The sequence below is a fragment of the Saccharothrix sabaoui genome, assembly GCF_051756985.1.
In the GTDB taxonomy this organism is placed as follows: domain Bacteria; phylum Actinomycetota; class Actinomycetes; order Mycobacteriales; family Pseudonocardiaceae; genus Actinosynnema.
Genome location: NZ_JBPKJK010000093.1, coordinates 22,581 through 35,144, shown reverse-complemented (window position 1 = coordinate 35,144; position 12,564 = coordinate 22,581). Strand labels below are relative to the sequence as shown.

The window sequence follows — 12,564 nt, the reverse complement described above, 5'->3', positions numbered from 1 at the left end:
GCCGTCCGCCTGGCGGGTGGCCGCGTCGACCGGCTGCGGCTGCTGGCGTTCGCGCTGTCGGGCCTGCTCGCCGCCGTCGCCGCCGTGCTGCTCGCCGGGTTCGCCGGGGTGTCCGCCCAGGCCGGCGAGGGCCTGGAGTTCCGGGCCATCACCGCGGTCGTGCTCGGCGGCGTCGTGCTCGGCGGCGGCCGGGGCTCGGTGGTCGCCGCCTGCGCCGGGGCGCTCTCGCTGGAAGCCCTGTTCACGCTGCTGAACCTGCTCGGCGTCTCGGGCGCGCTCGAATCCGCCGTGCAGGGCCTGATCATCATCGCGGCGGTCGCCTACGCCGCGCGCGGCGCGGACGTGCGCCGCGCGCTCCTGCCCCGCCGAGCACCCCGGCCCCGCCGGGCCGAACCGGTCGACCCTTGAACGCCGTCGAAGGACCAAGGAGCACCACCATGCGCAGGAAGTGGTTCGCCACCGCCCTCGTGGCGACCCTCGCCACCGCCGGCTGTTCGAGCGACCTCCCGGCCGGGGACCCGGGCGCCACCGCCGCCACCGGTCGGGGCGCGGTCGAGTCGGAGTTCTTCGACCGGGCCGAGTACGAGCGACAACTCGGGTTCCGCACCGCCGAGCCGGTCGCCTTCCCGGACCAGGTCGGCGAACCCGGGCCTTGGGAGACGATGCTCGACCCGGAGATGGTCGACACCGCCCGGTACGCCAAGCCCGGTGGCGGCCACCACCTGTGCTTCTCCAACGCCTCGGTCGACAACCCCTGGCGGCAGGTCGGCCTCACGACCATGCGGGAGGAGGTGAAGCTGCACCCGGAGATCGCGGAGTTCACCGTGCTCGACGCGGAGGCCAAGGACGACAAGCAGGTCAGCGACATCCAGTCGTTCGCCTCCCAGGGGTGCGACGCGCTGGTCGTGTCGCCGAACACCACCGCCACGCTGACGCCCGCCGTCGAGGCCGCGTGCCGGACCGGTGTGCCGGTGATCGTGTTCGACCGGGGCGTCGACTCCGACTGCCCGGTCACCTTCATCCACCCGATCGGCGGGTTCGCGTTCGGCGCCGACGGCGCCGAGTTCCTGGCGGAGGAGGTGGCGCCGGGCGGCAAGGTCCTGGCGCTGCGCATCCTGCCCGGCGTGGACGTGCTGGAGCAGCGCTGGGCCGCGGCGAGCGAGATCTTCGCCGGCAGCGACCTGGACGTCGTCGGCGTCGAGTTCACCGACGGCGACGCGGCCAGGACCAAGACCATCGTCGACGACCACCTCCGGCGCGAGGGCCGGATCGACGGCGTGTGGATGGACTCGGGCGCGACCGCCGTCGCCGCGGTCGAGGCGTTCCAGGACGCGGGCGCGCCGATCCCGCCGTTCGTCGGCGAGGACCAGCAGGACTTCCTGCGGACGTGGGTCGCCGAGGGGATGACCGCGGTCGCGCCCACCTACCCCACGTTCCAGTGGCGCACGCCGGTCATCGCAGCGCTGCGGGTCCTGGCGGGCAAGCCGGTGCCCGCCGAGTGGGTGCTGCCCCAGCCGAAGGTGACCGGGGACGACGTCCGGGACTTCGTCGACCAGGACGTGCCACCGCTGCACTACGCCCTGTGCGGCTGCGAGTCGATGCCGGGCTACCCCGGTCCCTGGAAGTAGGGCCGTGGACGAGCTGATCACCTGCCGCACCTCGTCCGCCGGGACGCGGTGGGACATCGGCGTCAGCACCTGGGTCTGGGCGTCGCCGCTCACCGACGAGGTGCTGGCGCGGCTCGCGCCGCGCATCCGCGAGTGGGGTTTCGACGTGGTGGAGCTGCCGGTGGAGCACCCCGGCGACTGGGACCCGCACCGGGCGGCGGCACTGCTGGCGGAGCTGGACCTGGGGGCCTCGGTGTGCCTCGTCATGCCGCCCGGCCGGGACCTGGTCGAATCCACCACCGTCGCCGGGACCCAGGACTACCTGCGGCACGTCGTGGACGTCGCGGCGATCGTGGGCAGCGGCGCGGTGGCCGGTCCGGCGTACAGCTCCGTGGGGCGCACGTGGCGGATCGGGAACCGGCCGGCGGTCTACGCGCAGCTGCGCGAGAACCTCGCCCCCGTGGTCGAGCACGCGGCGTCGAAGGGCGTCCGCGTCGCGGTGGAACCGCTGAACCGCTACGAGACCAGCCTGCTCAACACGGTCGAGCAGGCGTTGGAGGCGCTGGACGGGCTGCCCGACGAGGGGTGCGGGCTGGCGCTGGACACCTACCACATGAACATCGAGGAGTCCGCGCCCGCCGAGGCCGTCCGGGCCGCGGGCGCGCGGATCGCGCACGTCCAGGTGTGCGCCAACGACCGCGGCACGCCGGGGCGGGACCACCAGGACTGGCCCGCGCTGCTGGAGGCGCTGGACGACGCCGGCTACCGGGGTCCGCTGTGCATCGAGTCGTTCACCCCGGACAACGCCGCGATCGCCACGGCCGCCTCCGTCTGGAGGCCGCTCGCCCACTCGCCCGACGCGCTCGCCGCGGACGGGCTGGCGTTCCTGCGCGGCGCGACGGCGCCGTTCGCGGGATGACCGCGGTCAGGGCGGCGGTGCCACCGAACCGCGTTCGCGCACGGGCATGGGGAGGTAGCGGGTGCGGCTCCCGTCCGGGCGGGCCGCGCCGCGCTGCTCGACCTCGGCGAGGAGGAGCTCGACGGCCACCGCGCCGAGGTCGTGGTGCGGCAGGGCGACCGTGGTGAGGCCGGGGCGGAGCCACGAGGCGATCGGGTGGTCGCCGAAGGAGACGACGGAGACGTCGCCGGGCACGGTGAGGCCGGCGTCCTGGAGCGCCTGGTACGCGCCGAGCGCGAGCCGGTCGTCGAGGCAGATCAACGCGCGGGGGCGCTCCTCGCCCAGCAGCGCGCGCGTCGCGTCGAAGCCGTGCTCCGGCAGCCACCACCGGCAGGGGCGCCCGCTGACCGCCTCGACGCCCACCTCGCCCAGCGCCCGGCGGACACCGGTGAGCCGGGCGACCGCCGCGGTCCGCCCCGGGCCGGCGTCGTCCTCCGCGAGGTCGGCGCCGATGACGTGGATGCCTTCGCGGTGGCCCGCGTCGAGGAGCAGGCGCGCGGCGGCCCGGCCGCCCCGGACCTCGTCGGGCAGGACGGAGGGCAGCGGCAGCGGTTCGCGGGGGAGCACGTTGAGCAGGACGGCGGGACCGGCGGCGAGCCCGGCCGGGACGGTGATCTCCCTGGTGTGCACCGCGGCCAGGACGATGCCGTCGACGCAGTGGTCCCGCATGGTCTCGATCAGGGCGCGTTCGAGCCCGGCGTTGCCCTCGGTCTCGCCGAACAGCAGCGTCACGCCGCGCCGGCGGGCGGCGGCGAGCGCGCCCCCGATCATGTCGCCGGCGAGCCGCGAGCTGGCGACCGAGTCGGACACGAAGGCGATGGTCCGCGCGCCCGCCACCCGTCGTCCCGCCGAGACGCGGGTGCGGCGGTACTCCATCTCCGCCGCCGCCTCGCGGACCCGCCGCTGCATCTCCTCGGAGATCCGCAGGTCCCGGCCCCGGCCCGACAGCACCAGGGACACGGTGGTCTGCGAGACACCGACCACCCTGGCCACATCGGCCAACGTGACCCGTCGTGCGCCCAACGTGGACCTCCTGCTCCCCGGGGCGGGTCGGCGGACCCGGCTGCTGGTGGGTGGAGCGCGACCGAGTCGACCTCGCGGATTGGTACGACTCATCAGGCAGCGATCTCCGCTACTCATGACAGTCCCTGGGTTCCCCGGGAGTCAAGAGAACAAGCGTGCTTCTTCGATGATTCTCTTGCCCGGCAGGCGATCCGGCTCTGTCCACTCGAAGAAAGTTGTCGAACGCAGTCGAATGAGTCGTACTCATCGTTCCCTGTCGTGGTCCACATCAGTATGGTGTGGTTCAGCCGCGGGCGGTGGGTGCGGCGACGATGCGGCAGAGCGGCCGCGCGACGGAAGTGAGCAGCGATGAGGCAACGCGCACTGAGGTCGGCCGTCCTGGTCCTGGGTGTGGTGCTGAGCGCCGGCTGCGGCAGCGCCGCGGCGCCGGACCCCCGGACCGGCGGTTCGGGCGACCGGCTCGTGGTCTGGGACTGGAAGTCCGGGGACGCCGACGTCGCCGAGTACGTCGAGGCGGCGAGGACCGACTTCGCGAAGCGCCACCCGGACGTCGAGGTCGAGTTCGTGGCGCAGCCGTTCGACCAGTACTACACGCTGCTCGGGGCGGCGGTCCAGGCCGGCCGGGGACCCGACGTGGTCCTCTTCAACGGCGGCGGTCAGCTCCGCGACCGGGCCGACTCGCTCGTCCCGCTGGACGAGCACGTCGCCGACGACCGGTCGCGGCTGGCCGGCTGGGAGGCGTTCACGCGGGACGGCAAGACCTACGCGTCGCCGGTGACGTTGCAGGGCCACCCCCTCTACTACGACAAGGCGCTGTACGAGCGGGCCGGCCTGGACCGGGACGCCCCCGCCCGGACGTGGGACGAGTTCGTCGAGGACTGCGGCACCATCACCGACCGGACGGGCGCCACGTGCTTCGGCGTGGGCAACAAGGAGGGCATCGGCATCCAGTTCTTCCTGTCCGCCACGGGATCGGCGGTCCTCGCGCCCGCCGAGTACGACGCCTGGGTCGCGGGGGAGCGGGACTGGACCTCGCCCGGCGTGAAGCGGCTCTTCGAGCTGTGGCGGCAGGTCGACGACTCCGGGCTGAACAACGACGGCGTCAACTCCACCGCCACGTTCAACGACGCGTTCGCCCTCTTCCAGTCGGGCAAGGCCGCGCACGTGATCGGCCTGATGTCGGACACCGGGCACTGGAAGGACTTCGCCGAGTTCCTCGACCCCGACGACATCGGCGTCATGGCGGCCCCGCTGGTGAACCCCGGCGCGACGCCGAACCTGCCCTACGACGGCGGCATCGGTTACGGGGTCGCGAAGTGGACCCGGGACCCGGCCGTGGCCGCGGACCTGGTGCGGTCGCTGACGTCGCCCGCCGCGCTGGGCGCGTTCCACGCGGGCGCGGGCGCGATCGTCTCCGACACCACCGTCGACGTCTCCGCCGGCGGACCGGCCGCCACCGCCATCGCCGCGGCGATCAAGACCGGGAAACCGGCCCTGCACGTCGCCCTGTCCAGCAAGACCCTCGACCTGATGGGCCGCCTCTCGCAGCAGCTGCTCAGCGGCTCGACCACCGTCGACGAGGCGGTGGAGCAGCTGGCCGCCTCCGACGCGGCGGGCTGACCCGTGCACCTCCGGAGCGAGCGCCTCGCCCCGTTCGTCCTGGTGGCACCGACCGTCCTGGTCGTCGTCGCGCTGCGCCTGTGGCCGCTGGCCCTCGGGGTCAACTTCTCCTTCACCGGCGACGGCGACCGCAACGGCACGCCGGTCGGCCTGGACAACTACGCGACCCTGTTCGGCGACCCGCTGTTCCGCACCGCGCTGGGCAACGTCGGGCTGCTCGTGCTGCTGCTCCCGGTGGCGGTGGCGATCCCGGGGCTGCTCGCCACGTTCATCTACCTCAAGGTGCCGGGGCACCGGGTCTACCGGGGCGTCTACTTCTTCCCGGCCGTGCTGTCCCCGGTGGTCGTGGGCGCGATCTTCACCCTGCTGCTCGGCTTCGACGGGCCGGTCAACCGGCTCCTCGGGGTGGTCGGCCTCGGGCCGGTGGACTGGCTCGGCGACCCGGACGTCGCGATCTTCGCCGTCGTCGGGGTGCACGTGTGGGCGACGTTCGGCATGGCCCTGGTCGTCTTCCTGGCCGGGTTCGCCGCGCTCGACCCCTCGCTGGTGGACGCGGCCCGGGTGGACGGCGCGTCCCTCGCCCGGACCATCCGGCACGTGATCGTCCCCGGCCTGACCCGCACGATCCAGTTCGTCTTCGTGACCACCATGATCGGCATGCTGACCTCGATGTTCGGCCTGCTGTTCGTGATGACCGGCGGCGGCCCGGAGGGGTCCACCTACCTGCCCGAGTACTACATCTGGGTCCAGCAGGGGCGGTTCGACCAGCCCGCGCTCGCCTCGGCGGCGTCCACGGCGCTGTTCGTGATCATGCTCCTGGTGGGGCTGGCCCAGATCGGCGTCCTGCGGCGCGCGGGCCGGGAGGGCTGATGGCCGGCCGCGGGGTGGGCAGGTGGCTCGTCGCGGTCCCGATGGCCGGGCTCGCGCTGGCGACGGTGTACCCGTTGGTGTTCACCGCCAACGTCGCGGTGAAGACGCGCCGCGAGTACGTCCTCGACCGGTTCTCCCCGGCGTCCGCGCCGCGGTGGGACAACATCACCACGGCGTGGACGAGCGTCGGCACCTCCCGGTACTTCCTGAACTCCGCGGTCGTGGTCACCTGCTCGGTGGCGCTGCTGCTGCTGTTCGGGTCGATGGCCGGGTTCGCGCTCGCCCGGCTGCGGTTCCGCGGCTCGTCGGCGATCCACCTGGGCTGCCTCGCCGCGCTGTTCATCCCCTTCCAGGTGATCATGGTCCCGCTCACCCGGGTCCTGGCCGACACCGGCCTCGTCGACACCTACCCGGGGCTCGTCCTCGCGTACGTGGCGCAGTTCCTCCCGTTCACCGTGTTCCTGATGACGAGCTACTACTCGGCGGTGCCCGCGGAGATCCTGGACGCGGCCCGGGTCGACGGCAGCTCGGTGCTCGGCGCCTACTGGCGGATCATGCTGCCGGTGGGCGTCCCGGCGCTCATCCCGGCCGGTGTCCTCAACGCCCTGTTCTGCTGGAACGACGTCCTCATCTCCCTGGTCGTGATGCCGTCGGCGGAGCACCGCACGCTCATGGTCGGGGTCACCTCGCTGCGCGGCCAGTACTCGGACGACATCCCCGTCTTCGCCTCCGGCGTGCTGATCGCGGCGGTACCCGTCCTCGTCGTCTACCTGCTCCTGCAACGCCGGATCGCCGACGGCGTCACCGCCGGGGCCACGAAGGGCTGACATGCGCATCACCGGTTACCGGGCCCTCACGACCGTCCAGGACTGGGGACGGCCGGTCGGCGACGCCAACGGCGTCTACGCCGACGGCGTCGTCCGGGTGCCGATCGTCGTCGTGGAGACCGACGTCGGCGTCAGCGGCGTCGGGCTCGGGTCGCACGTGGAGATCGAGGCGGTCTTCGCCGCCGTCGAGGGCGAGGACCCCCGGGGCGTCACCTCCCTCTACGACCGGATGCTGCGCCGGGTGTTCAAGGCGGGCCACGCGGGCGCGGTGTTCGGCACCATCGGCGCGGTCGACACCGCGCTGTGGGACATCAAGGCGCAGGTCGCCGGGGAACCGCTGTGGCGGCTGCTCGGCGGGCGCGACCGCCGCGTCCCGGCCTACGCCTCGGGCCTGGACATCGGGCTGGGCGACGACGAGCTCGTGGCGGCGTACGAGACCTACGCCGACCGCGGGCTCCGGGTCGCGAAGATCAAGGGCGGCCTGGACGTCGAGCGGGACCGCGACCGCCTCATCCTGGTCCGCGACGTGCTCACCGCCGCCGGCCGCGGGGCGCGACCGGGGCTGATGCTCGACGTCAACGAGGCCCTGAACCGCAAGCAGGCGGTCCGCCACGTCGGCGAGCTGGAGCGGACGCTCGACCTGATCTGGGTCGAGGAACCCGTCCGGCGGTGGGACGTCGAGGGGCACGCGGTCGTCGGCCGGGGCGTCCGGGCGTCGGTCGCCAGCGGGGAGAACCTCACCGGGCTGGAGCAGTACCGCCCGCTGATCGCGGCGGGAGCGGTCGACGTCGTGCAGGCGGGGGCGGGCTGGGGCGTCACCCACTTCCTGCGGGTCTCGGCCCTCGCCCACGCCCACGACCTGCCGGTGAGCCCCATCGGCACCACCCCGGTCGGGCTGCTGCACGCCGCGACGTCGGTGCCCAACCACCTGGTCAGCGAGTTGCAGGACCTGCGGCCCCCGGTGGGCCTCTCGGTGGACCTGCACGTCGAGGACGGCGCGTTCGTGCTGGGCGACAGCCCGGGGCTGGGCATCCGCGTCGACGAGGAGGCGGTCGCCGCGTCCCGCCGCCTGCTCACCGGACCCGTGTCCGAGGGGCCGCACACCCGGCCGGAACGCGCCGGTCACCGCCTGCTCGCGGTCCCGCCCGACGTCGGCGTCCCGACCCGTGTCGCGGCCCCGCCCGGTGTCGCGGTCCCGCCCGGTGTCGCGGTCCACCCCGGCGTCGCGGTCCCGCCCGACCACCTGAACCCGCTGCCGTCCTGACCCGCCTGTCCCGACCCGCCCGACTCGCCCCCCGACTGACCCGCCCGGCCGCCGCACACCACCCCAACGCCAGGAGGTCCCCTTGTCCACGTCCTCGTCCCCCGCGGTGCGGAGGTCGGCGTCGGCCGGTGCCGCCGCCGCGGTGCTGGCGGCGGTGGTGGTGACCCTCGCCCCTCCCGCGCACGGCGCCACCACGACCCTCCACGCGTCCCCGTCCGGCACCGGCACCGCGTGCTCCGCCACCCAGCCGTGCTCGCTGCCCGCCGCCCAGGCCGCGGTGCGCTCGCAGGCCGGCGCCATGTCCGGTGACGTCGTCGTGCAGCTCGCCGACGGCGTGTACCGGCTGTCCGAGCCGCTGCGGCTGACCGCGGCCGACTCCGGCACCAACGGCTACCGCGTGCTGTGGCAGGCGGCCCCGTCCGCGCGCCCCGTCATCAGCGGCGCCCGGGCCGTCACCGGCTGGTCGCTCGTCGACGCCGGCCGCAACACCTGGCGGGCGACCGTCCCCACCGGCACCGACACCCGGCAGCTGTACGTCGACGGCGCGATCGCCACGCGGGCCCGCACGCAGGTGAACCGGGCCGACTTCACCTTCACCGCCACCGGCATGAGGTTCTCCAGCACCGCGTTGGGCTACCTGAACACCCTGGCGAACCAGAACCGGGTCGAGGTGGAGAGCGTCAACTCGTTCACCGACCGGTACTCACCCGTGCAGAGCATCAGCGGCAACTTCCTCACGATGCAGCAACCCGCGTGGAACAACAACACCTTCGGGTACGACACGCTCTCCGCCCCGCACCGGGCCGGTCCCCTCTACCTGGCCAACGCCCAGGAGTTCCTGGACTCGCCGGGGGAGTGGTACCTCAACCCCGCGACGGGCGCGCTGTCCTACATCCCCCTGGCCGGGCAGAGCATGGGCACCGCGGCCGTGGAGCTGCCGGTGCTCCAGTCCCTGGTGGACGTCGGGGGCACCTACGACGCCCCGGCGCACCACATCTCGTTCAGCGGCATCACGTTCACCGGCACCAGCTGGCTCGGCCCCAGCAGCAACCAGGGGTACGCCGACCAGCAGACCGGCGCGTACATGACGGGCAACTGGAACTGGCCCGCCGACCGGATCACCTCGTGCCAGAACGGCTGCGCCCAGTTCGAGGCCGCGCGACCGCACTGGAACCAGGTGCCCGCCGCCGTGCAGGTGTCCGCCGCCCACGACATCACGTTCAGCGACTCCCGGTTCGTCAACCTGGGGCAGACCGCCATCGGCATCGGCAACGACGCCAACGCCCACGCCAGCGGCGTCGGGCTGGGCGCGAGCAACGTCACCGTGACCCGGTCCGAGATCGCCCGCAGCTCGGCCGGCGGCGTCGTGGTCGGCGGCGTGCGCGCCGACGCGCACCACCCGGCGGACCAGCGGATGGTCAACCGGAACATCACCGTGAGCCACAACCGCATCCACGACCTCGGCGTGGACTACCGCGGCAACGTGTCGGTCCTGAACACCTACGTCAGCACCGCCACCGTGGCCCACAACGAGGTCTACAACATGCCCTACTCCGGCATGTCGATCGGCTACGGCTGGGGCGCCAACGACGCGGGCGGCAGCAACCACTACGCCAACCGCGGCCTCTACAACTACCAGCCGCGCTACACGACGCCCACCACGGCGTCGAACAACCGGCTCCTCAACAACTACGTGCACGACGTCATGCAGCAGATGAACGACGGCGGGTGCATCTACACGCTCGCCTGGAACCCGGGCGCGACGATCAGCGGGAACCACTGCCGGCGGACCAACGGCTACTTCGGCGTCTACTTCGACGAGGGCTCCCGCCACTACTCGGTGACCGGCAACGTGTTCGCCTCCACCGGCACCTGGGCCACCGCCAACTACTGGGGCGGCGAGAACATGGGCAACTGGACCGTCACCGGCAACTGGTCGAACAACAACAGCACCAACGTCACCAACGGCGACCGCGGCAACGTCGTCAACGGCAACACCGCGGTCAGCGGGGACAACTGGCCGTCCGGCGCGCAGGCGGTGATCGCCAACGCCGGTCCCGCCGGCGGCACCGGCGGCCCGCAGAACGCCATGCTCGTGGGGACGCAGTCGGGCCGGTGCGCGGAGATCGCCAACGGGAGCACCGCCAACGGCACCCAGGCCCGGCTCTGGGACTGCCAGGGCGGCACCCACCAGCGGTGGACCCACACCGCCGGCAAGCAGCTCGTGGTGTACGGGAACAAGTGCCTGGACGCCAACGGCCAGGGCACGGCGAACGGCACCGCGGCCATCACCTGGGACTGCCACGGCGGCGTGAACCAGCAGTGGAACGTCAACGCCGACGGCACGATCACCGGCGTGCAGTCCGGGCTGTGCCTGGACGCCAGCGGCAACGGCACCGCCAACGGCACGCCGCTCCACCTCTGGTCCTGCCACGGCGGCGCGAACCAGAAGTGGACCGTGCGCGGCTGAACCGCGACGCGGGGACCGGCCAGGCCGGTCCCCGCGCCACGACCGGCCGCGGGGTGCCGGGGAGCTGGGGTGCCGGGGACGAGGGCTCAGCCGAGGAGCGCCTTGCCGTCCTCGGCGCGGACCAGGGCGATCAGCGCGCGCAGGCCCGCCTCCGTGCGGTCGATCTCCTCGTCGGTGATGTGGATGGACGGTTCGAAGCGCAGGGTGCTGGTGGCGCTGGCGGTGGGGAACACGCGCATGTTGTGCTCGCGCAGGAGGTAGCCGGAGAACATGTAGCCGATCAGGCCGCCCTTGGCCTGCTCGGCGAGGATGTCGGACTCCGACCCGGACAGGTCGTGGAACTCCAGGCCCGTCATCAGCCCCTTGCCGCGCACCTCCTTGACGACGTCGCCGAACTCGTCGCGCAGCGAGCGCAGCATGGCGAGCAGCTTCTCGCCCCGCTCGGCCGCCCGCCGGTACGCCGCGCCGCCGTCGGCCTCCAGCATCTCCACCACGCGCAGCGCGATGAAGGTGGAGAAGCTGTCCTTGGCGTACGTGGAGGTGTGCACCAGCTCGAAGTCGCTGCGGTAGCGCGACGACCGGATCAGCGTGACCGCCGCCTTCGCGACACCGCCGCCCAGGCTCTTGGCCAGGGTGATGTAGTCGCCGCGCAGCCCCAGGTGCGAGGCGGCGAAGAACGCGCCGGAGCGGCCCGTGCCGCTCTGCACCTCGTCCACGACGACCGGGATGTCGGCGGCGTCGAGCAGCTCGCGCACGCGGGCGAGCGCGTCGGCGTCCAGGACGCGGATGCCCGCCTCGCCCTGGATGGGCTCCGTGACGAACGCGCTGATCACCGGCAGCGGGCGCTCGACGACCCGGATGACGTCGCCGTCGACGGCGAGGTCGAGCAGGGTCCGGCTCTCGGCGGCGATCACCTCCGCGATGACGTCGGGCCGGTCGAGCGGCACGAACCGGCACTGCGCGGCCATGGCGCTGAACGGCGTGCGGTAGCTGTGGTTGTGGGTGAGCTGGATGCTGCCCGCGAGCTTGCCGTGGAAGGAGCCCACGGGCGCCAGGTAGACCGGTGACGCGGCGGCGCGCTCGGCGTTGGCGGCGCGCAGGGCGGTGACGAGCCCGTCGAGGTCCGACGCCGCCAGGGGGGACGCGGCCACGGTCGCGCCGGACGCCGCCGCCGCGGTGGCGGCCTCGATGTGGGCCTCGACCTCGGCCAGCGCCTCGGCGATCTTGGCCACGCGGTCCATCTCGGCGTGCTTGATGGCGACCTCGTTGGCCTCCGCCCCGCTGTTGGCGAAGATCACCGCGTAGTTCTCGTCGGTGTCGAACTCGCGGTGCAGGATGGTGTTCAGCCGCCACGCGAGGTCGTTCGCGTAGGGGTGGCGGGAGAACTGCGCGTGGATCGGGGTGTCGCCGTCCAGCAGCGATTTCGCGTACTCGATGATCTCCGGGTTGTTGTGCCCGAGAATGGTCGACCCGTAGCCGCCGACCAGGTCGAGCACCTCGATCTCGGTGCCGTCGGCGTCGCGGTAGTACAAGGAGTCCTTCTTCGACCTGGTGTATTCGACACCGAGCCCCAGGGAGGCCAACCAGGCGAACATGTACGGCTCGGCCAGCTCGGGCTTGTCGACCACTGGGTTCATCTTCTTCGTCCCCTGTCCACGTGAGGTTCTCGGGGAGGACCGTAGCCAACGCCCGGTGAATGCCCGCCTTGATCTGGTCTAGCCCTGGTAATGACCTTCGGGGTGATCGACGGGGAGGATTCTTGCCGGAAATTTACCGGGTGGTTGCGGGATGGTGTGCGCAAAATCCGGTAACCGGCCGATCAATCGTGCCCTTACCGGCGGGAGACCAAAAGTGGGCCGCCGGCCGTCGTGCCGTGGTTAGGGTCGGCGAGGTTTGGGTTGGAAAAACCCGTCCGGTTTCCGGCA

At 72.7% G+C, this 12,564-nt stretch carries 10 protein-coding genes; 8 read left to right on the top strand and 2 right to left on the bottom strand.

From position 1 onward, the window contains the following. The 3 genes from ACR807_RS25850 to ACR807_RS25840 all read left to right on the top strand — a co-directional run. A partial coding sequence (locus ACR807_RS25850) for an ABC transporter permease subunit (protein WP_438924000.1) occupies positions 1-408 on the top strand: 408 nt, incomplete at its 5' end. A gap of 29 nt (positions 409-437) precedes the next feature. After that, on the top strand, positions 438-1,628 hold the full coding sequence (locus tag ACR807_RS25845; RefSeq protein ID WP_438923999.1) for a substrate-binding domain-containing protein: 1,191 nt from the start codon (positions 438-440) through the stop codon (positions 1,626-1,628). Between the two features lie 4 nt (positions 1,629-1,632). Then, a complete protein-coding gene (locus ACR807_RS25840; RefSeq protein WP_438923998.1) occupies positions 1,633-2,526 on the top strand; it encodes a sugar phosphate isomerase/epimerase family protein in 894 nt (297 codons plus the stop codon). Positions 2,527-2,532: 6 nt separating this feature from the next. Here ACR807_RS25840 and ACR807_RS25835 read toward each other — a convergent pair whose 3' ends face one another. Further along, on the bottom strand, positions 2,533-3,558 hold the full coding sequence (locus ACR807_RS25835; protein WP_438923997.1) for a LacI family DNA-binding transcriptional regulator: 1,026 nt from the start codon (positions 3,556-3,558) through the stop codon (positions 2,533-2,535). A gap of 378 nt (positions 3,559-3,936) precedes the next feature. Here ACR807_RS25835 and ACR807_RS25830 point away from each other — a divergent pair, with 378 nt between their 5' ends. The 5 genes from ACR807_RS25830 (at position 3,937) to ACR807_RS25810 (ending at position 10,639) form a co-directional block, all read left to right on the top strand. After that, complete coding sequence (locus ACR807_RS25830; protein WP_438923996.1) at positions 3,937-5,208, top strand: ABC transporter substrate-binding protein; 1,272 nt, start codon at positions 3,937-3,939, stop codon at positions 5,206-5,208. 3 nt (positions 5,209-5,211) lie between these two features. After that, positions 5,212-6,078: a carbohydrate ABC transporter permease gene (locus tag ACR807_RS25825; RefSeq protein WP_438923995.1), complete on the top strand. Its 867-nt coding sequence runs from the start codon at positions 5,212-5,214 to the stop codon at positions 6,076-6,078. Next, positions 6,078-6,905: a carbohydrate ABC transporter permease gene (locus ACR807_RS25820; RefSeq protein ID WP_438923994.1), complete on the top strand. Its 828-nt coding sequence runs from the start codon at positions 6,078-6,080 to the stop codon at positions 6,903-6,905. The genes ACR807_RS25825 and ACR807_RS25820 overlap by 1 nt, the downstream gene beginning before the upstream one ends. A gap of 1 nt (position 6,906) precedes the next feature. Beyond that, the gene (locus ACR807_RS25815) at positions 6,907-8,169 is read left to right on the top strand and encodes a mandelate racemase/muconate lactonizing enzyme family protein (protein WP_438923993.1); all 1,263 of its coding nucleotides are present in this window, start codon (positions 6,907-6,909) and stop codon (positions 8,167-8,169) included. Between the two features lie 82 nt (positions 8,170-8,251). Next, positions 8,252-10,639 carry an RICIN domain-containing protein gene (locus ACR807_RS25810; RefSeq protein ID WP_438923992.1) on the top strand — a complete coding sequence of 796 codons (2,388 nt, stop codon included), beginning with the start codon at positions 8,252-8,254 and terminating at the stop codon, positions 10,637-10,639. A gap of 86 nt (positions 10,640-10,725) precedes the next feature. On the opposite strand, the gene ACR807_RS25805 is transcribed toward ACR807_RS25810, so the two are convergent. Continuing rightward, positions 10,726-12,276 (bottom strand): aspartate aminotransferase family protein, encoded by a 1,551-nt coding sequence (locus ACR807_RS25805; RefSeq protein ID WP_438923991.1) that lies wholly within the window; start codon positions 12,274-12,276, stop codon positions 10,726-10,728. Between the last annotated feature and the right edge of the window lie 288 nt (positions 12,277-12,564).